This window comes from Streptomyces pratensis, assembly GCF_016804005.1.
In the GTDB taxonomy this organism is placed as follows: Bacteria; Actinomycetota; Actinomycetes; order Streptomycetales; family Streptomycetaceae; genus Streptomyces; species Streptomyces pratensis_A.
Genome location: NZ_CP051486.1, coordinates 4,320,274 through 4,338,587, shown reverse-complemented (window position 1 = coordinate 4,338,587; position 18,314 = coordinate 4,320,274). Strand labels below are relative to the sequence as shown.

The following is an 18,314-nucleotide window of genomic DNA, read 5'->3' as shown; positions in this document are numbered from 1 at the left end:
GCGGAAAATGAACATCAGCATCGCGAGCGTCGTTGCACGAACAGGCGACTCGTGCGACAGACAGGCGGTCGCCGACCGTGAATGCCGCATTCCTCGTCCACGGCGGAGAAGTGCGAGCGGGCCGGACGGAGGGCGCCCGCGCCGCCGCCACGAAGGCGACGCCGGCCACGTCGTGGCGCTCACCGGAATACCTCAACTGCTCCCGGCGACTCGCCGCGTGGGGTGAGCTCTTACGCCGTTCGCAGCCTCGGGCGTGACGTCTCCCAGGTTCTGCTTCCGGATCCGGTGACCTGCGTAAACAATCGGCTGCCGGGGGAGTCCCGAGCCCGGCCGGGTGACATGCGGGGGACCGCCTCGTGTTGCGCAGGTGACGGACTGTCGGTTGCCTCGGGAACGGAGCACAGCAGAGGTGCCGCGCAGACCGGCCGGCCCCGCTCCCGATGGAGGATTCTCATGCGTAACACACGTATCTGTGCAGGTATCTGTCTGGCCGTAGGGGCTCTGGCGCTCGCCGCTCCGGTGGCAGGGGCGGCGGACGCACCCTCAGGCGAACAGACGATTCGTATCCGCCCGGCGAAGGCCTCTCCGGGCTCTCAGGTCACGGTCAGCACCAGAGCCTGCGGTAAGGAGACCTACGGCAAGGGCACCTCGGAGGCAGGAGGGGCCTTCCACCTCTTCGAAGGTGACCGGGAGGGCGTGCTCGTCGGTCAGTTCGTCATTCCGCCGGGCACTCCACCGGGCACCGACACCGTCACCGTGAAGTGCCCGCCGCGAGTCAAGATCACGGACACGTACCGGATCATCCACCGCGCTCCCAGGGGCGGGATCGAAGCAGGCTTCGGGGCACCCGCCGACCACGGCACGCAGCTCGCTGCGGGCGGGGCGCTGCTCGCAGCCGCAGCGGCCGGGGGAGTGGTCAGGATGCGTCGCCGGACCGCCCCTGACCGCCCCTGACCGTACGACGCGCACCCGGCGGCCCGTGGGCCGTACCGGTACGGCACCGCAGACGACCCGGACCACCCGCTGTGAAGCAGAGGCGCACGTGATGGAAACAGGGCACACGACCAGCACCTCACCTCCGTCATTCCCGGCGGTCAAACATCTCGTCTGGGCGGTGGTGGCGGGTACAGCGCTGGTGATCAGCGGAATGCGTGAAGGCCGGCCACCGCAGCCGCCGGCCTCGGTGACCGCCGCCGCTGTCCCCGCCCCACCTGCCGAAGGCACTGCGCCGCCCGTCGCCCCGTCCTCGGCGGATCCGTCCCTCCACCCCACGAGGTCCGGGGCTCCCGCCTACCTGGCCGCGGAACCTCCCCCTCCCGAACCGCCTCCCTACGTACGCCGGCCCTTCACACCACCAGCACCCCTGCCCGAGCCGGCCGCGCGTCCGGCCCCTCTACGACCCCTGCCGTCCGGTCCCGCGTCGACGAACCCGCCGGATCACGCCTCCGCTGCTCCGGCCCCGAGCCCGGCACCCGGTGGCGGTGCCGCCCTCCGGCGTCCCGTCGTGAGGCCACTGCCGCCCTCGACGCCGCTCCGGCTGCGGATCCCGGACATCAGGGTGGACGCGCCCATGATGGAGCTCGCGCTGAACGCGGCAGGGGCCCTGGAGCCGCCGCCCGACAACAACCCCGTGCTCGCCGGCTGGTACGCCGGCGGAACGGTGCCCGGATCCGTGGGGACCGCCGTCACGACCGGGCACGTGGACACCCGCGTCGGCCCCGGCGTCTTCCACCGCCTGGGATCCGTGCGGAAGGGTGCCACCATCGAGATCGTCCGTGCCGATCGGCGCACCGCCGTGTTCACCGTCTATGCCGTCGGGGCCTACGACAAGAAGAACTTCCCCGACGAGAAGGTCTACGGCCCCTCCGTCCGGCCCGAACTGCGGGTGATCACATGCGGGGGTGACTACGACAAGGAATCGGGTTACCAGGACAACGTCGTGGTCTTCGCGGCCATGACCGCGACGCGTTGATCACCTCGTACGCACAGCGCCCCCGAGGTCCTCCGTCATTTGGCCTCCCGCAGGTCGACGATCCGCTTGATCTTGCCGACCGACCGCTCCAGGGTCTCCGGATCGACGATCTCGACGCCGACGCTCAGACCGATCCCTTCCTTCACGGCCGCCGCCATCGACAGCGCGGCCGCCTCGCGCTCGGCCGCCGTGGCACCGGTCCGTGCCTCCGCGCGCACGGTCAGGGCGTCCAGCCGCCCCTGCCGGGTCAGCAGCAGCTGGAAGTGGGGAGCCACCCCGGGGGTCCGCAGCACGATCTCCTCGATCTGTGTGGGAAAGAGGTTCACACCGCGCAGGATCACCATGTCGTCACTGCGCCCGGTGACCTTCTCCATGCGCCTGAACACGCGCGCCGTACCCGGCAGCAGCCGCGTGAGATCCCGGGTCCGGTAGCGGATCACCGGCATGGCCTCCTTGGTGAGCGACGTGAAGACCAGCTCGCCCTCCTCGCCGTCCGGGAGCACCTCGCCCGTGAACGGGTCGACTACCTCCGGATAGAAGTGGTCCTCCCAGATGTGCAGACCGTCCTTGGTCTCGACGCACTCCTGGGCCACGCCCGGGCCCATGACCTCCGACAGCCCGTATATGTCGACGGCGTCGATGGCGAACCTTTCCTCGATCTCGCCTCGCATCCGCTCGGTCCACGGCTCGGCGCCGAAGATGCCGACCTTCAGTGATGTGGAACGAGGGTCCACCCCTTGACGCTCGAACTCGTCCAGCAGGGTCAGCATGTAGGAGGGCGTGATCATGATGATCTCGGGCCGGAAGTCCTGGATCAGCTGGACCTGGCGCGCCGTCATCCCCCCGGACGCCGGAACGACGGTGCAGCCGAGACGCTCCGCCCCGTAATGTGCGCCGAGCCCGCCCGTGAACAGCCCGTATCCGTAGGCGACATGAGCCTTGTGGCCGGGGCGCCCGCCCGCCGCCCTGATCGACCGCGCGACCACGTCCGCCCAGGTGTCCAGGTCGCGCTCGGTGTACCCGACGACCGTGGGCCGGCCGGTGGTGCCGCTGGACGCGTGGATCCGCCGCACCTGCTCCTCGGGGACGGCGAACATCCCGAACGGGTAGTTGTCGCGCAGATCCGACTTGACGGTGAACGGGAACCGGGAGAGGTCGGCGAGCGTACGGCAGTCCTCGGGGCGCAGCCCCGCCTCGTCGAAAGCCGCACGGTAGAAGCCGACGTTCTCGTAGGCGTGCCGCAGGGTCTCCCGGAGCCGCTCCAGCTGCAGGTCCTCGAGTTCTTCGCGGCTGAGCCGCTCGCCGGCATCACGCAGCGCGGTCATCAGGATCATCCCCTCGCCGACCGGCGACCGACCATTCGGTCGCCTCCTGGGAGCAGTAATTCAGGAGGCGGGCGGTTCTGGCAAGAGGCGTGGTGCGGCCTGTGGACAACTGCTGGTCGGAGACCCGGCCCGGCGGGTCCGGGGTGGTCGCCCGGCCGCTGTCCGAGCGGCCGGTGGGACCACCGGCCGGCCTCGTCGATCGTAGGTTCGTTGATCGACGCGTGGCGCACCCGCACGAGCCAGCAGCTGTCGAATTCGAAGTTCCCGTTCCCGAAGGAGCGGTACCGGTGGCCCCCGTCGTCGTGCCACTCGCAGGCGAGGCCCACGGCGATCCGGCTGCCGTCGTGTATCCGCAGTTCCTCGGCGAGGCGGTAGTCGAGCTTCCTGGCCCACCTGTGTGTCAGGAAGCGGGTGATCTCTTCCCGTCCGGTCACCCACGCGACACGGTTGCGCCTGCGCGGGTCCGGTGTGTACGCACTGCCGGCAGAGGGCGCGATCGTCACCGCGGCCGTACCCGGATCTCCCGAGCCGGCACACCGGGCGAGGGCACGGGCGCCCGGCTCCTGACATCACCCGCCGGCCTGATTCGCTGAGGGCGGACGCATCCGCGGCCAGACCTCCGCCCTGCTTGAATGACGGTCATGCCGATCTTCAGCACGTACGACGGAACCGAGCTCGCCTACCGTCTGGTGGGCGAGGGCGAACCACTGATCTGCCTGCCCGGCGGCCCCATGCGGGCCGCCCGCTATTTCGGCGACCTCGGCGGACTGTCCCGAGTACGGCAACTGGTGCTGCTCGATCTGCGGGGCACCGGCGATTCGGCGGTGCCGCAGGATCCGTCGACGTACCGGATCGACCGGCTCGTCGACGACGTCGAGGCGCTCCGCGCGCACCTCGGCATCGAACGGGCCGATGTGCTCGGCCACTCCGCAGCCGGGGAGCTCGCGGCGCTCTACGCGGCGAGGCACCCACAGCGACTGCGCTCCCTCACTCTCGTCACACCCGGGACCGGTGTCCTGGGCCTCCCCGCCACCCCGCAGGACCGACGCGAGGCCGCCGAACTGCGGGCCGGTGAACCCTGGTACGCCGAGGCCCGGGCAGCACTGGAGGAGATCCAGGCCGGACGCGCCACGCCCGAGGCATGGGCCGGGATCCGCCCGTTCACCTACGGGCGCTGGGACGCCGCTGCCCAGGCGCACGCCGCCGAGTCCCCGGCACAGCGGAACGCCCTGGCCGGGTCGCTCTACTATCCGGAGAGCGGTCTCGACAGAGGCTCCACGGTCGCCGCCCTGCGCGAACTGCAGGTGCCCGTGCTCGTTCTCGCCGGGGAATACGACGGCGGCCCCAGCCCCGACCGCGCGGCGGAACTCGCAGCACTCTTCCCGCAGGCGGAATTCGCCGTTCAGCGAGGCGCCGGACACTTCCCGTGGCTGGACGACCCCGGTGCCTTCGTCCGCACGGTCGCCGCCTTCCTCGACCCCGGCGTCAGCAGCGTGCAGACCGGCGGGATCCGGCTCGCGTACCGCACCTGGGGCGACCCCTCGGCGCCGCCCGTCGTCCTCGCCCACGGGCGGGGCGGGAGCAGCCTCGACTGGACGGACATCGCCGAGCAGCTCGCGGCCCGGCACCGGGTGTACGCACTCGACTTCAGGGGGCACGGACTCAGCGACTGGCCGGGCCGCTACTCCTTCGAATTCTTCCGTGACGACCTGCACGCCTTCCTGGAGGCCCGCAATCTGTCCGGCGCCACGGTGGTCGGGCACTCCATGGGCGGAGTGGCGGCCCTGCTGCTCGCCGAGCGGCACCCGGCACTCGTCGGGGCGCTGGTCGTCGAGGACGCTCCTGTCCTGCTGCCGCTCGACCCGCCCCGCCCGCCTGCCGAGCGCCCGACGGGCGAGCTCGGCTACGACTGGCAGGTCGTGCCGTCCATCGACGCCCAGCTGAACGCTCCTGACCCGTCCGCACGGGAGTCCCTCGGCGAGATCACCGCCCCCGCGCTCGTCGTCGGGGGCTCCCGCAGCCACCTCGACCAGGAACAACTAGCTTGGATGGCGGGGCAGATACCCGCAGGACAGTTCTCCTCCGTCGACGCCGGACACCTCGTTCACGCCGACAACCCGAAGGCGTTCCTCGCCGCCCTCAGGTCGTTCGGGGTCGGCTGACGGGCCCCGCGGGACCCGCCGGCCGGCCCCGCTGTCAGCCGCGGTGGAACAGCGTCAGCATGACCTCGTACAGCGTCGCCTCCGAGTCCGCCGCCGGACCTTCGGAACGCCAGGCGACGAAGCCGTCGGGGCGCACCAGAACCGCGCCCTCGGGGGTCGTGCCGTGGACGGCGGCCCAGTCGGCACCGTCCTCCGGAACCAGGTCGGCGCCGGGGACGGAGCCGATGGAGAAGGGCACCAGGGGAACGGACAGGCGCTTCGCCACCTGCTCCGCCGCCGCACGCCAGTCCGGATACCTGGCATCGCACAGCAGCACGCACGACCTCTCGTACAGATCCAGGGTCGACACGCGAGCCCCGGCCCGTTCGAGCCACATGTGCGGAGCCCGCGTGCCGGGTTCACCCGTGAGGCCCATCGTGTCCGGCACCACCGGAAGACCGGGGTCGATGTCCAGTACGGCGCCCCGTGCGTAGCGGTAGCCGAGGGCGACGGTGAGCATGCCGCCCTTGCGGCCGCCGCCCGGTCCGGGCGGGCCCGCGTACCCCGGGTGGCTGTGCTCCCCCGAACGGGCCGACGCACGCGCACTCGTCGCTCTCGCCACCGGCAGCCGTTCCGCCTCGTACGTCTGGAGAAGCCCCGGGCCCGCCGCCTCGTCGATCACCGCGGCCAGCTTCCACGCCAGGTTGTGCGCGTCCTGGATACCGGTGTTGGAGCCGAAAGCGCCGGTGGGGGACATCTCGTGCGCCGAGTCACCGGCCAGGAAGACCCGCCCCGACGCGTACCGTTCGGCGACCCGTTCGGCGGCGTGCCACGGAGCCTTGCCTGTGATCTCGATGTCCAGATCAGGCGCACCGACCGCCCTGCGGATGTGCTCCGCGCACCGCTCGTCGGTGAAGTCCTCCAGTGTCTCGCCCCGGTCGGGCTGCCACGGCGCGTGGAACACCCACTTCTCCACGTTGTCCACGGGCAGTAGCGCTCCGTCCGCCTCCGGGTCGGTCAGGTAGCAGACGATGAAGCGCCTGTCACCCACCACGGAGGCAAGCCGCCGGGAGCGGAAGGTGATGCTCACGTTGTGGAAGAGGTCACCCGGGCCGGTCTGACCGATGCCCAGCTGCTCCCGCACGGGACTGCGGGGCCCGTCGGCCGCGACGAGATAGTCGGCCCGTACCGTGGTGTGCTCCCCGGTCTCCCGGTCCTTCACCACGGCGGTGACCCCGTCAGCGTCCTGCTCGAAGCTGATCAGTTCGGTGGAGAACCGCAGCTCGCTGCCCTGAGCCCGGGCATGGGTGACCAGCACGGGTTCCAGATCGTTCTGGCTGCACAGGCACCAGCCGCTCGGGCTGAACCTGGCGAGCCCGCCGCCCGGGTCGATCTCCTTGAACAGCCACTCCTGGTCGTCGCCGGTGAGCGACCCGGCCTGGAGGATCCCGTGGTTGTCCGCCAGCACGGATGCGGCGTCACGGATCAGCTGCTCCGCGCCCGCGGCCCGGAACACTTCCATGGTGCGGACGTTGTTCCCACGCCCGCGCGGGTGGGTCGAGGTGCTGCTGTGCTTCTCCACGAGCAGGTGGCGGACGCCGAGCCGGCTCAGGAAGAGGGACGCGGACAGGCCCACCAGGGAGCCGCCCACGATGAGGACCGGTACGCGGAGATCGACGTTCTCGTTCATCAGTTGCTCCAGCTGGGACGCGTGACGGATGCAGTGTCCATGCCCTTGCGGGAGGCCTGCGGCCGGGCTTCGGACGGTGCCTCACCTGAACGGTTCATAAATCTCGCGCCGCCCGTACCAGCGTTCCACGATCAGTCGCGGGAGCGATGCTCGCGATGCGGGGGCGGATGCCACGTGCCGGCGGGCAGGGACCTGCGCCGCTTCCACCGAAACCGACGGATGACGAGGGGCCACGAGGCGTGGCCGCCGCACCGTCTCGAAGGAGAGCGAAAGATGACAACCCTCTCGGAACGGATATCTCAGTCCGCCTTCGACGGTTCGAGGCTCCGGGTCATACTGCTGCTGGACCTGCACGACGGCGCCCAGAACCAGTTCCTCGAGGCGTACGAGCACATGCGCAACCAGGTGGCCTCGATCCCCGGGCACATCAGCGACCAGCTGTGCCAGTCCATCGAGAACCCCTCGCAGTGGCTCATCACCAGTGAGTGGGAGAGCGCCCCGCCCTTCCTCGCCTGGGTGAACAGCGAGGAGCACGTTGCCACGGTGCAGCCGCTGCACAGCTGCGTGCGCGATACGCGGTCCCTTCGCTTCAGCGTTCTGCGGGAGACAGGGGCCGCGTTCGAGAGCACCCCCGAGCCTGCCAAGGGCCGCCTCCAGTCCGCACCGCGACTGGGCGACGGCGTCGTACGCCACGCACTCACCTTCACGGTGAAGCCGGGCACGGAGGAGATGGTCGCGAAGATCCTCGCCGACTACGACTCCCCTCAGGCACGGGTCGACGAGAACACGCGGCTGCGCCGTACATCGCTCTTCATGCACGGGAACCGTGTCGTGCGAGCGGTCGAGGTCGAGGGTGACCTCATGGCAGCCCTGCGCCACGTCTCCCGGCAGCCCGAGGTCAGGTCCGTCGAGGAGGCCATCAACCCGTACCTCGAGCAGGACCGCGACCTCAGCGACCCCGACTCCGCCCGGATGTTCTTCACCCGGGCGGCTCTCCCGACGGTCCACCATGTGACGGCCGGCCGGCACGCCCCTGAGGACGTCCAGCGGCACTCGCTGTTCTACCAGGCCAAGGAAGGCTGCGGCATGGCACTGGCCCGGCTGCTCGCGGGCCAGGACGAGGAAGAGGCGAACGACGCCTCGAGCCTCATCGAGAGCAGCACGATCTTCCAGCGCGACGACATCGTGGTGCGTCTCCTCGAAGTGAGGGGCCCGCTCGGCGCACAGCCGTCGAAGGCACTGGGCATCGGCGGCCACCGCAAGGCAGCCATGCTCGGCCGGCTGCTCGACGGCGGTGCGAACGGCATGCCGACGACCGACCAGGAGGCCGCGCGCTTCCTCGCGCAGGCCGAGATGAACCTGATCACCGACCGTCGGGCCACCGAGTCCTGATCCGTCACCGGCAGCGGGGCGACCCGCTGCCGTCACACCGCACAACGTGCCTGGAGGAGAACAGCCATGACCACCCACCGGCCTCGCATCGTGGACCTCAGCGAGACTCAGCCCAACCGCAGGCGCGGCGGCGACCTGCGTGCCCTGCTCACACCCACGGCGGTGGGCGCCACCAGCGGCTTCATGGGGCTGGCCATCGTCGCCCCCGGTGACCGCATCGGCGAGCACTACCACCCGTACTCCGAGGAATTCGTGTACGTGGTGGACGGCCTGCTCGAAGTGGACCTGGACGGCGAATCGCACCCCATGCGTCCCGACCAGGGCCTGCTGATCCCGCCGCACGTGCGTCACCGCTTCCGCAACGTGGGTGACGTGGAGGCGCGCATGGTCTTCCACCTCGGCCCGCTCGCCCCGCGTCCCGAACTCGGACACGTGGACACCGAAGTCACCGAGACCGCGGACCCCAGTGACGGCTACGCGCCGCCAGAACGAACGGGGGCGGCCTCATGACCCGGCGGCGCGTGGCCGTCACCGGGGTCGGCGTCGTCGCACCCGGTGGCATCGGAGCCCCCGCCTTCTGGGATCTGCTCGCCAACGGCCGTACCGCTACGCGTGGCATCACGCTGTTCGACCCGGCGGAGTTCCGGTCGAGGATCGCCGCCGAGTGCGACTTCGATCCCGTCGACCACGGTCTGGACGCGGACCTGATAGCCCGTTCGGACCGCTACATCCAGTTCGCCCTGGTGGCTGCCAGGGAGGCCCTGGGCGATGCCGGCCTCGACCTCGAGAGGGAGGACCCTTGGCGTATCGGGGTCTCCCTCGGAACAGCGGTCGGCGGCACCACCCGCCTGGAGCACGACTACGTCGCCGTCAGCGGCAGCGGCGCGCGCTGGGACGTCGACCACCGGCCGGCGGGCGCCCACCTGGAGCGGGCGTTCGCGCCGAGTACCCTCGCCTCCGCGGTCGCGGAGGAGGTCGGCGCGCACGGGCCCGTGCAGACGGTCTCGACCGGCTGCACCTCCGGGCTCGACGCCATCGGGTACGCCTTCCACTCGGTCGAGGAAGGCCGGGTCGACATCTGTGTGGCCGGAGCCTCGGACACACCGATCACCCCCATCACGGTGGCGTGCTTCGACGCGATCAAGGCGACCTCGGCGAACAACGACGACCCGGAGCACGCCTCCCGGCCGTTCGACGCCCGCCGGGACGGCTTCGTGATGGGCGAGGGCGGCGCCGTCCTCATCCTCGAGGAACTGGAGCACGCCCGCGCCCGTGGGGCGACCGTCTACTGCGAGATATCGGGCTACGCCACATTCGGCAACGCCTACCACATGACCGGGCTCACCACCGAGGGACTGGAGATGGCCGAGGCCATCAACACGGCCCTGGCGCACGCCCGGCTCGACGGATCGCAGGTCGACTACGTCAACGCGCACGGTTCGGGCACCAAGCAGAACGACCGGCACGAGACGGCAGCGGTGAAGCGGGCTCTGGGCGCGCACGCGTACAAGGTGCCGATGAGCTCGATCAAGTCGATGGTCGGCCACTCCCTCGGCGCCATCGGGGCGATCGAGATCGCCGCGTGCGTCCTGGCCCTCAAGCACCAGACGGTGCCGCCGACGGCCAACTACGAGACCGCCGACCCCGAGTGCGATCTCGACTACGTACCCCGCACCGCACGGCCTCTCAAGCTGCGCAGCGTGCTCTCGGTCGGCAGCGGCTTCGGCGGGTTCCAGTCCGCCGTCGCCATGACCCGATCAGGCGGGAGGACCCCATGAACACCCCGGCACATCGCCGCTCCGTCATCACGGGGATCGGTGTCGTCGCCCCCAACGGGACCGGCGCCGGTGCTTTCTGGAAGCAGACCCAGGAAGGTGTCAGCGTCCTTGACCTGGTGTCCCGCGAAGGCTGCGAGAACCTCCCTCTGCGGGTCGCGGGCGAGGTCAGGGACTTTGACCCGGTCGCGTTCATCGAGGAGCGATTCCTCGTCCAGACCGACCGCTTCACGCACTACGCGATGGCTGCCGCCGATCTCGCACTGGACGACGCACGGCTCGGACGCGCGGACTACGAGGGCGCGCCGTTCAAGGTGGGCGTGGTCACCGCCGCCGGATCCGGTGGCGGTGAATTCGGTCAGCGCGAGCTCCAGCGGCTGTGGGGCGAGGGTTCCCGGTTCGTCGGTCCCTACCAGTCGATCGCATGGTTCTATGCGGCCAGCACCGGCCAGATCTCCATCCGGGGCGGCTTCAAGGGGCCTTGCGCGGTGGTGGCCAGCGACGAGGCCGGTGGCCTGGACGCGCTCATGCACGCCGGACGTTCCATCCGCCGGGGCACGGACGCAGTCGTAGTCGGCGCGGCCGAGGCGCCGCTCGCGCCGTACTCGGTCGTCTGCCAGCTCGGCTACGACGACCTCAGTCTCTGCGAGGAACCCACACGCGCCTACCGGCCGTTCACCGCGGACGCCTGCGGATTCGTTCCGGCCGAAGGCGGCGGCATGCTGGTGGTCGAGGAGGAGACGGCGGCCCGCGAGCGCGGAGCGAGGATCCGTGCCGAACTGGCCGGCCACGCCGCCACCTTCACCGGCGCGTCCCGGTGGGAGGAATCCCGCGCGGGACTGGCCAGGGCCATCGAAGGCGCCCTGCGCGAGGCCCGCTGCGCGCCGGAGGAGATCGATGTGGTCTTCGCGGACGCGCTCGGTGTGCCCTCGGCTGACCGTGCCGAAGCGCTGGCCATCGCCGACGCCCTCGGCGCACACGGACGGCGGGTACCCGTGACGGCGCCCAAGACCGGGATCGGCCGAGCCTACTGCGGTGCCCCCGTGCTCGACACGGCCGCCGCCGTACTCGCCATGGAACACGGCCTGGTCCCGCCGACGCCCAACGTCTTCGAGGTGTGCCACGACCTCGACGTGGTCACCGGGCGGGCGCGCCCCGCCGAACTGCGGACGGCACTCGTGCTCAGCCGAGGGCTCATGGGTTCCAACGCGGCCTTGGTACTTCGGCATCCCACCGACACCCCTGTGTGAAAAGGAGCAGTCTCATGAACGCTCGACTGACGTACGAAGAGCTGGCCACGCTCATGAAGAACGGCGCCGGCCTCACCGTCGACCCGTCGGAGATGGCCAGCCGGCCCGGCTCGGCCTTCGACGAGTACGGCCTCGACTCGCTCGGCCTGCTCGGCATCGTCGCCGCGCTCGAGAACCGGTACGGACGTCCGCTGCCGGTCGACGCCGACCGGTGCAAGACGCCCGGCGAGTTCCTCGACCTCGTGAACAACACCCCAGTGACAGGAGTCTGACGTGTCCGGACACACCGAGAACGAGATCACCATCGCCGCACCCCTGGACCTCGTCTGGGACATGACGAACGATCTCGAGAACTGGCCCCAGCTGTTCAGCGAGTACGCGGCCGTCGAGGTCATGAAGCGCGAGGGCCAGAAGACGACCTTCCGCCTCACCATGCACCCCGACGACAACGGCAAGGTCTGGAGCTGGGTCTCCGAGCGCACCACGGACCGCCAGGGACGCAACGTGGTCGCGCGGCGGGTCGAGCCCGGCCCGTTCCAGCACATGGACATCCGGTGGGAGTACTCGGAGGTCCCGGGCGGCACGCGCATGCACTGGCGCCAGGACTTCGCGATGCGCCCCGACGCACCGGTCGACGACGCGTGGATGACCGACAACATCAACCGCAACTCGCGTGTCCAGCTGGAGCTCATCCGCGACAAGATCGAGCAGCGTGACCGCGAACGCCGATCCGCCTCGGTCCCCGCCAACTGATGCCCCGAAAGGCTGCCAGATGCACCACGCACTGATCGTCGCCCGGATGGCGCCGGAATCCGCGCCGGACATCGCGAAGCTGTTCGCAGCCTCCGACAACACCGAGCTGCCCGACCTCGTCGGTGTGAACAGGCGCACCCTGTTCCAGTTCGGCGATGTCTATCTCCACCTCATCGAATCCGAGCGGCCCCCGGGCCCGGAGATCGCCAAGGCGACGGAGCACCCGGAGTTCAGGGCCATCAGCGACCGGCTCACGGCTTTCGTGAGCCCGTACGACCCGCAGACCTGGCGCGGTCCGAAGGACGCCATGGCGCAACAGTTCTACCGGTGGGAGCGCGACGGCTCAGGCTGACAGCACGGAGGACCGCCCCGGGCCCGGCACCTGAGTGCCGGGCCCGGGGCGGTCTCCGCCGCCGGGGTGCACGCGCTACGGCACGACGCACTCGAACGCGTGCAGGTACGCGTTGACGGGGTGGATCTCGCCCACCCGCAGGCCCGCGTCGGACATCCGCCCGACGAGGCTCTCCCGGGTGTGCTTGGCGCCCCCGACGTTGAGCAGGAGCAGCAGGTCCATCGCGGTGGTGAACCTCATCGAGGGCGTGTCGTCGACGAGATTCTCGATGATCACCACGCGGGCACCAGGCCTGGCCGCGGCGACCACGTTGTCCAGGGTCCTGCGGGTGCTCTCGTCGTCCCATTCGAGGATGTTCTTGATGATGTAGAGATCCACCTCGAACGGGATGTCCTCACGGCAGTCCCCGGGCACGATCCGCACGCGGTCGGAGAGCCGGCCGCCGTCCCGCAGCCGCGCGTCCGCACGTGCCACGACGCCCGGCAGGTCCAGGAGGGTTCCGTGGACCGAGGGGTGCTTCTCCAGCAGGCTCGCGAGTACATGCCCCTGACCGCCGCCGATGTCGGCGACCGAGGACACCCCTGTGAGGTCCAGGAGATCGGCGACATCCTGTGCGGACTGCACGCTGGAGGTGGTCATCGCCCGGTTGAACACCTGGGCGGACTCGCCCGCGTCCTGGTGGAGATATTCGAAGAAACCCTTGCCGAACGTCTCCGGGAAGACGGTCGTGCCGGCCCGCACCGCGTCGTCGAGCCGCGGCCAGACCTCCCACGTCCAGGGCTCCGTGCACCACAGGGAGATGTACTTCAGGCTGTTCGGGTCGTCCTCACGCAGCAGCCGTGACATCTCCGTGTGCGAGAACTTCCCGTCCGCCGTCTCACTGAAGATCCCGTAACAGCACAGCGCGCGCAGCAGTCGTCGAAGAGGTACGGGCTCGGCGTCCACGACCAGGGCGAGCTCCGAGGCCGAGGCCGGCGTCTGGCCCAGGGCGTCGGCGACGCCCAGCCTGGCCGCCGCGCGTACCGCCGCGGCACATGCCGCTCCGAACGCGAGCTCCCGGAGCCGCATGGACGGCGGCGGGGTCTGCGCCGCGGAGATGTGCGCGGTGATGGTGGGTGCGACAGGAGTGGTGTCGGGGGTGGGACTCACGGTGGTCATACCGTCTCGTTTCTCCTTGTGCGGCGGTGAGCCGTCATCCGGCACACATGCCGGCCGGGACAGATGTCCCGCACGTGTTGCTGACAAAGGTGTTGCCGGTGCCCGAGGTGTCGCGGTTGGCGAGGTCGGCCGGCTTGTTGCCGCGTACGTAGTTCTCGCTGATGGTGTTGTCGGTGTTCAGCGCGCCCACGAAGCTCTTGAACAGCAGGATTCCGCCGGAGAGTGGGGTGGTGCCCACATTGTCCCGGATGATGTTGGAATGTACGTTCGTGGCTTCGCTGCCGGTGAGGACGATGCCGGATCCCTGGATCGCGGAGAGGCGCGGGGTCGCCGGACAGAACTTGTTGTTCTCGAGGATCCGGTTGCCGCTGATGGTCATCGCCCCGGCGGCGGGCTTGGACTCGTCACCCACGACGAACACCCCGCTGCAGTTGCCGGTCAGGGTGTTGCCGTCGATCACGAGGTTCCGGACTCGACGGGCGGTGACACCGATCCGGTTCCCGCTCACGGAGTTGTCCACGACCAGGGTCCCGCCGGTGTCGGTCGCTCCGCCCTCCTCGCTGACGGAGTTGGCGACGAAGATGCCGGCGTCGCCGTTGCCGGTAGCCGTGTTGTACCGGAAGTCACCGCGAGTGGAACGCTCCTGGGCGATGCCCCAGGTGCCGTTCTTGCCCGCGGCCACCCTGCGCACCGAGAGCCCGTCGGTCCAGGACGCCCAGATGCCGCTCTTCTCGAAGCCGGAGACGGTCAGCGAACGGATGCGGACATCGTCGACCGTGTTCCCCTTGGTCCCGATGACGCAGAGCCCGTTCCCGCCCGTGGCGCAGGCGTTGGCGGCCTTGGCCCCCTTCGCGGCCGGCGGTGCGATCACCGTCCGCGCCCCGGTCCCGCGCAGGGTCAGTCCGGGCTTGGTGATCAGGACGCTTTCGCGGTACGTGCCGGCCAGGACGACGACGGTGTCGCCGGGCTGCGCGGCGTCCACCGCACTCTGGATCGATTCGCCCGGGCGCACCACGAGGTCATGGTTGACGGAGGCGACGGAAGGAGCGGCCGCGAGGCCCAGGGTCGTGGCAGTGGCGATGGTGATGCCCGCCAGGCATTTCATGTGTCTTTTCCTCATGAGCCGAAGCTATGGGCGATCAACGGCGGGTGCCACGCAAGGTGAGCGTATGGATACATGGCGTGCCTGAATGGCTCATTCGTCCGCCCCCGGGACGGCGTCCGGCGACTGTGCCTGCCGCAGGCCGGCGCCTGCCGGAGCTTTCCGGGAAGCCGTGACGCCGGTGCGGCAGCGGGCCGGTAGCGTGGCCGCATGACGGGTGAGCGCGATCTTCGAACACTGCTGCGGGGCATGCGGCCGGAGCTACGGTCCGGCCGGTACGTCTACGTGACCCTGCCCGACGGCGACGTACCCGCCGGTGTGACCCCGGTGATCACCGTCTCCGAGCGGGAAGGCCTGACCCTCGTCGTCCCCGAACCGGAAGCCGTGGCGACAGGGCTCGAGTACCACTTCGTGGCCGGGTGGATCACGCTCCGTGTCCACTCGGCGCTGGAAGCCGTCGGTCTCACCGCGGCGGTCGCCCTCGCCCTCACGGACGCCGGAATCAGCTGCAACGTGGTCGCCGGATTTCACCACGACCACCTGTTCGTGCCCTACGCTCGTGCGACCGAGGCGGTCCGGGTGCTCGATGCGCTGGCCGCGGAGTCCGGGTAGGAGTGCCCGGCTCCGCGACGTGAGCCGGGACACGTACCATGGCCCCATGTCCTTCCTCCGCCGCCGTAGCGCCGCCACACCCGCGGGCCCGGACTTCGACGTCCTGGCCATGGACCCCGGGGACTGGCCCGGCAACCTCGGCGCCGGTCTGCTGCCCGCTCCCGACGGGAGCTGTCAGGGCGTGTTCCTGCGCTACGACCTGTTCGGCGGACGTGGCCCCGCGATGATCATCGGCAATCTGCCGGAGGGCTCACCTGCCCGCGAGACCGAGGAGGGCCAGGTCCCCTTCGAGGTCGCCCAGCTGCTCCTCGCCCTCGAGAACGACGAGCCGGTCGAAGTCACCGGTTCCGAGGACGTGCCCGTCATGCAGGGCGACAGCCTGCTGATCGTGCGCCGGATCAAGCTGTCCGAGAGCCGGATCTCATGCGTCCAGTTCGACCGGAGCGACGGTGTGCTCGTCACCATCGCCAGCTGGGACCGTCCGATCACCGACGATCTGTACGCCCTGCTGAAGCCACTCCCCGCAGAGCTGTTCCAGCAGGGCTGAACCGTCCCTGCTGCGCGGTCAGCATCCGTGTCACCCGTGCCGCCGACGTCCCGAACCCCGTGGGCCCACTGATGTGCCACGGGGTTCCGGTGCCCCGGCGAAGATCCTCCTCGCGATAGCGCCGGCAGTCCCGGTGCCAGATCAGAATGCCCGCCAGCCAGTGCTGGAGCTCGACCACATAGCCGGCCAGGACCTCCCGCGCCTCCGCGTCCAGGCCGAAGTCGTCGTACAGAACGGGCAGTTCCTGCTCGGCTACATGCTGGAACTGGCGCATCCGTGAATTCATCAGATCGTGCACGATCGCCACGCCCGCCGGATAGTCCACCCCGAAGAACTTCTGCACCACCAGGACGCCGTTGTGCACCTCTCCCTCGTACTCGATCTCCTTCTGGTACGAGAACAGGTCGTTGAGCAGCGCCCCGTAATCCGCTGCCGCGTTCTCCAGGGAACGCATCGGGCCACTGCGGTAGACGGCGTCCGGCACCTTCCTGCCGTGGCCCAGCCGGCACAGGCTCATCGTCAGGTCCGACCCGAACGTCGCCCGGCGCATCTCCACGTAGTCGACCGGGTCGGGGACCCGGTTCTGCGCCTGATTGGCCAGCTCCCACAGCCAGCTCGCCGTCATCGACTCCACCGCCTCCCGGAAGGTGCGGCGCGCGTCCTCGTCCAGCGGTCCGGCGGTCCGCCGCCACAGATCCGCGAGCCCCCGCTCCAGCGCGTTGACCGGCTCGGGAACGGAGTTTCCGTCCAACGGCATGAACAGTGACAGCCGCTCATTGGCCGTCCGTGCCCCCGCCAGATCACGGGTCCGGCCGTGCACCACCGGGAACCAGTCGTCGCCGTACGTCCCCCAGGTCAGCCACCCCGAGGACAGATCGAGCTCGTCGGGGGTCGCGTCAGGATGCAATCCCGCCGCGCACAGTGGCAGATCGGTCGCGAGGAGCCGCTCCTCGTCCCAGATGTGTGAACCCGGCACACCGGGCTGCGCCTCCAACAGCCCCATCCGGCGTGACCAGTCCACGATCCGTACCCGCGCCCCGTCCAGATGCGGGCTCAGCGTCGTGCTGAACGGCATGTCGAAGTCGGGCAGGAGGGAAGGACCGACGTGCTGGTAGGGCACATGGGCGTGGTTGCGCAGCCGGAGCGCTTCGGAACGCGGCGTGAAGCGCAGTGACGCGGCGGCCATGCCGAAACCGGGCGCGCTCCGTCCCGTGCCCCCGCCGTTCATGTAGCGGCTGGAGCGCATGTGCCACTCGTGGCCGCCCGACTGCCAGTCCTGGAGCCCCTTCACGTAAGCCAGGACAGCGACCGTCTCGTCGGCGGTCAGCTCCTTCTCCGCGCACAGCGGGCCGAGCTCGGTGAGGGCGGTGTTCTCGAACTGCTGCAGACGTGACGTCAGCAGATCGTTGACCGATTCAGCCGCTTCCTGGGTCGAGCACCCGAGAAACCTCTCCAGGACCAGGACGCCGTTGCTGTTCTCGCCCTCGTCCTCCACCTCGCGCTGGTACGAGAACAGGTCGTTGCGCAGGTGCACGCCGTCGGAGAAGGCGTCCTTCAGTACCCGCAGAGGGCGCGAAGCAGCCACCGACTCGGGCACCTCCGCGTTCGCCGCGTATTCCACAAGCCCGGCCGACCACGGCGCACCGCCCACCTTGCGGCGCATTTCGATGTACTCGACGGGGTTGGCGATGCGCCCCTCGTTGATGTTCGAGAGTTCCCAGAGGGATTCGTTGAGCAGATTCTCCGTCGCCTCGGCGAACCGGGCCCGCCAGGCATCGGACATGGCCGGTACCGTCCTGGCCCAGAGGTCGGCCAGCCCCGCTTCCACCGGGTTCGTCGGTTCCGGCAGCGGCGCACCTCGCTCCATGGGCATGAAGGCGGGCAGCCGGTCCAGGTACCGCTTCGCGCCCTCACGGTCCGGAGTCCTTTTGAACAGCTCGAGAAAATGGTCGTCGAAGAAGAAGACCCACACATACCAGTCGGTGACCAGTGACAGGGCCTCGGCCGAGCAGTCGGGGTGGGTGTACGCGCAGAGCAGCGCGTAGTCGTGGGATTCCAGGTCCTTCTCGGTCCAGATGCCGGATCCCTCCAGCATCCCCATACCGCGCGCCCACTGCCTGGTGTGGCTCCGGGCCGCCTCCAGATGAGGGCTGAGACGTGCCGGATACGGCACGTAGAAGTCCGGCAGGGAGAAGGGCTGTGCCATGTGCGTCGGGCCTTTCGGAGAACTCCACGCGATCCGGGC

General features: G+C 69.8%; 18 protein-coding genes. 12 read left to right on the top strand and 6 right to left on the bottom strand.

Annotated elements, in window-relative coordinates:
• The first annotated feature begins 453 nt into the window (after nucleotides 1–453).
• Both HED23_RS17500 and HED23_RS35275 read left to right on the top strand, forming a co-directional pair.
• Nucleotides 454–954: a sortase gene (locus tag HED23_RS17500; RefSeq protein ID WP_203184324.1), complete on the top strand. Its 501-nt coding sequence runs from the start codon at nucleotides 454–456 to the stop codon at nucleotides 952–954.
• Between the two features lie 550 nt (nucleotides 955–1,504).
• Nucleotides 1,505–1,972, top strand: coding sequence for a class F sortase (locus HED23_RS35275; protein WP_238442012.1), 468 nt, complete (start codon nucleotides 1,505–1,507; stop codon nucleotides 1,970–1,972).
• 35 nt (nucleotides 1,973–2,007) lie between these two features.
• Here the strand turns inward: HED23_RS35275 and paaK are convergent, their stop codons facing one another.
• Together paaK and HED23_RS36105 are read right to left on the bottom strand one after the other, a co-directional pair.
• Nucleotides 2,008–3,297: a phenylacetate--CoA ligase PaaK gene (gene paaK / locus HED23_RS17490; protein WP_203184322.1), complete on the bottom strand. Its 1,290-nt coding sequence runs from the start codon at nucleotides 3,295–3,297 to the stop codon at nucleotides 2,008–2,010.
• A gap of 5 nt (nucleotides 3,298–3,302) precedes the next feature.
• Complete coding sequence (locus HED23_RS36105; protein WP_398083949.1) at nucleotides 3,303–3,731, bottom strand: DUF1348 family protein; 429 nt, start codon at nucleotides 3,729–3,731, stop codon at nucleotides 3,303–3,305.
• A 207-nt stretch (nucleotides 3,732–3,938) separates the two neighbouring features.
• Here HED23_RS36105 and HED23_RS17480 point away from each other — a divergent pair, with 207 nt between their 5' ends.
• Nucleotides 3,939–5,459, top strand: coding sequence for an alpha/beta fold hydrolase (locus HED23_RS17480; protein ID WP_203184320.1), 1,521 nt, complete (start codon nucleotides 3,939–3,941; stop codon nucleotides 5,457–5,459).
• Between the two features lie 34 nt (nucleotides 5,460–5,493).
• Here HED23_RS17480 and HED23_RS17475 read toward each other — a convergent pair whose 3' ends face one another.
• Complete coding sequence (locus tag HED23_RS17475; RefSeq protein WP_203184319.1) at nucleotides 5,494–7,128, bottom strand: FAD-dependent oxidoreductase; 1,635 nt, start codon at nucleotides 7,126–7,128, stop codon at nucleotides 5,494–5,496.
• Between the two features lie 273 nt (nucleotides 7,129–7,401).
• Here HED23_RS17475 and HED23_RS17470 point away from each other — a divergent pair, with 273 nt between their 5' ends.
• The 7 genes from HED23_RS17470 (at nucleotide 7,402) to HED23_RS17440 (ending at nucleotide 12,650) form a co-directional block, all read left to right on the top strand.
• Entirely contained in the window at nucleotides 7,402–8,520 is a 1,119-nt protein-coding gene (locus tag HED23_RS17470; RefSeq protein ID WP_203184318.1) for a TcmI family type II polyketide cyclase, read from the top strand.
• A gap of 66 nt (nucleotides 8,521–8,586) precedes the next feature.
• Complete coding sequence (locus tag HED23_RS17465) at nucleotides 8,587–9,030, top strand: cupin domain-containing protein (protein WP_203184317.1); 444 nt, start codon at nucleotides 8,587–8,589, stop codon at nucleotides 9,028–9,030.
• Entirely contained in the window at nucleotides 9,027–10,298 is a 1,272-nt protein-coding gene (locus HED23_RS17460; protein ID WP_203184316.1) for a beta-ketoacyl-[acyl-carrier-protein] synthase family protein, read from the top strand. Before HED23_RS17465 ends, HED23_RS17460 begins: the two co-directional genes overlap by 4 nt.
• The gene (locus HED23_RS17455; RefSeq protein ID WP_203184315.1) at nucleotides 10,295–11,545 is read left to right on the top strand and encodes a ketosynthase chain-length factor; all 1,251 of its coding nucleotides are present in this window, start codon (nucleotides 10,295–10,297) and stop codon (nucleotides 11,543–11,545) included. The genes HED23_RS17460 and HED23_RS17455 overlap by 4 nt, the downstream gene beginning before the upstream one ends.
• A gap of 14 nt (nucleotides 11,546–11,559) precedes the next feature.
• Nucleotides 11,560–11,817 (top strand): acyl carrier protein, encoded by a 258-nt coding sequence (locus HED23_RS17450; protein WP_203184314.1) that lies wholly within the window; start codon nucleotides 11,560–11,562, stop codon nucleotides 11,815–11,817.
• A gap of 1 nt (nucleotide 11,818) precedes the next feature.
• The gene (locus HED23_RS17445) at nucleotides 11,819–12,298 is read left to right on the top strand and encodes an SRPBCC family protein (protein ID WP_203184313.1); all 480 of its coding nucleotides are present in this window, start codon (nucleotides 11,819–11,821) and stop codon (nucleotides 12,296–12,298) included.
• A 19-nt stretch (nucleotides 12,299–12,317) separates the two neighbouring features.
• Nucleotides 12,318–12,650 (top strand): TcmI family type II polyketide cyclase, encoded by a 333-nt coding sequence (locus HED23_RS17440; RefSeq protein ID WP_203184312.1) that lies wholly within the window; start codon nucleotides 12,318–12,320, stop codon nucleotides 12,648–12,650.
• Nucleotides 12,651–12,725: 75 nt separating this feature from the next.
• On the opposite strand, the gene HED23_RS17435 is transcribed toward HED23_RS17440, so the two are convergent.
• Nucleotides 12,726–13,808, bottom strand: coding sequence for a methyltransferase (locus HED23_RS17435; RefSeq protein WP_203184311.1), 1,083 nt, complete (start codon nucleotides 13,806–13,808; stop codon nucleotides 12,726–12,728).
• 34 nt (nucleotides 13,809–13,842) lie between these two features.
• Nucleotides 13,843–14,928: a right-handed parallel beta-helix repeat-containing protein gene (locus HED23_RS17430; protein ID WP_203184310.1), complete on the bottom strand. Its 1,086-nt coding sequence runs from the start codon at nucleotides 14,926–14,928 to the stop codon at nucleotides 13,843–13,845.
• Nucleotides 14,929–15,120: 192 nt separating this feature from the next.
• Between HED23_RS17430 and HED23_RS17425 the strand changes: the two genes are divergently transcribed.
• Together HED23_RS17425 and HED23_RS17420 are read left to right on the top strand one after the other, a co-directional pair.
• Nucleotides 15,121–15,522 carry an ACT domain-containing protein gene (locus HED23_RS17425; protein WP_203184309.1) on the top strand — a complete coding sequence of 134 codons (402 nt, stop codon included), beginning with the start codon at nucleotides 15,121–15,123 and terminating at the stop codon, nucleotides 15,520–15,522.
• A 46-nt stretch (nucleotides 15,523–15,568) separates the two neighbouring features.
• Nucleotides 15,569–16,069, top strand: a complete 501-nt coding sequence (locus tag HED23_RS17420; protein ID WP_203184308.1) for a hypothetical protein — start codon at nucleotides 15,569–15,571, stop codon at nucleotides 16,067–16,069.
• Here the strand turns inward: HED23_RS17420 and HED23_RS17415 are convergent.
• Nucleotides 16,008–18,275 carry a terpene synthase family protein gene (locus HED23_RS17415; RefSeq protein ID WP_203184307.1) on the bottom strand — a complete coding sequence of 756 codons (2,268 nt, stop codon included), beginning with the start codon at nucleotides 18,273–18,275 and terminating at the stop codon, nucleotides 16,008–16,010. The genes HED23_RS17420 and HED23_RS17415 overlap by 62 nt on opposite strands.
• Nucleotides 18,276–18,314: the final 39 nt, after the last annotated feature.

Bases quoted from the DNA above. Each gene is read 5' to 3' on its own strand.
- HED23_RS17500 (WP_203184324.1), top strand. From the start codon at position 454: ATGCGTAACACACGTATCTGTGCAGGTATCTGTCTGGCCGTAGGGGCT.
- paaK (WP_203184322.1), bottom strand. From the start codon at position 3,297: ATGACCGCGCTGCGTGATGCCGGCGAGCGGCTCAGCCGCGAAGAACTC.
- HED23_RS17480 (WP_203184320.1), top strand. From the start codon at position 3,939: ATGCCGATCTTCAGCACGTACGACGGAACCGAGCTCGCCTACCGTCTG.
- HED23_RS17475 (WP_203184319.1), bottom strand. From the start codon at position 7,128: ATGAACGAGAACGTCGATCTCCGCGTACCGGTCCTCATCGTGGGCGGC.
- HED23_RS17470 (WP_203184318.1), top strand. From the start codon at position 7,402: ATGACAACCCTCTCGGAACGGATATCTCAGTCCGCCTTCGACGGTTCG.
- HED23_RS17465 (WP_203184317.1), top strand. From the start codon at position 8,587: ATGACCACCCACCGGCCTCGCATCGTGGACCTCAGCGAGACTCAGCCC.
- HED23_RS17460 (WP_203184316.1), top strand. From the start codon at position 9,027: ATGACCCGGCGGCGCGTGGCCGTCACCGGGGTCGGCGTCGTCGCACCC.
- HED23_RS17455 (WP_203184315.1), top strand. From the start codon at position 10,295: ATGAACACCCCGGCACATCGCCGCTCCGTCATCACGGGGATCGGTGTC.
- HED23_RS17450 (WP_203184314.1), top strand. From the start codon at position 11,560: ATGAACGCTCGACTGACGTACGAAGAGCTGGCCACGCTCATGAAGAAC.
- HED23_RS17440 (WP_203184312.1), top strand. From the start codon at position 12,318: ATGCACCACGCACTGATCGTCGCCCGGATGGCGCCGGAATCCGCGCCG.
- HED23_RS17435 (WP_203184311.1), bottom strand. From the start codon at position 13,808: ATGACCACCGTGAGTCCCACCCCCGACACCACTCCTGTCGCACCCACC.
- HED23_RS17430 (WP_203184310.1), bottom strand. From the start codon at position 14,928: ATGAGGAAAAGACACATGAAATGCCTGGCGGGCATCACCATCGCCACT.
- HED23_RS17425 (WP_203184309.1), top strand. From the start codon at position 15,121: ATGACGGGTGAGCGCGATCTTCGAACACTGCTGCGGGGCATGCGGCCG.
- HED23_RS17420 (WP_203184308.1), top strand. From the start codon at position 15,569: ATGTCCTTCCTCCGCCGCCGTAGCGCCGCCACACCCGCGGGCCCGGAC.
- HED23_RS17415 (WP_203184307.1), bottom strand. From the start codon at position 18,275: ATGGCACAGCCCTTCTCCCTGCCGGACTTCTACGTGCCGTATCCGGCA.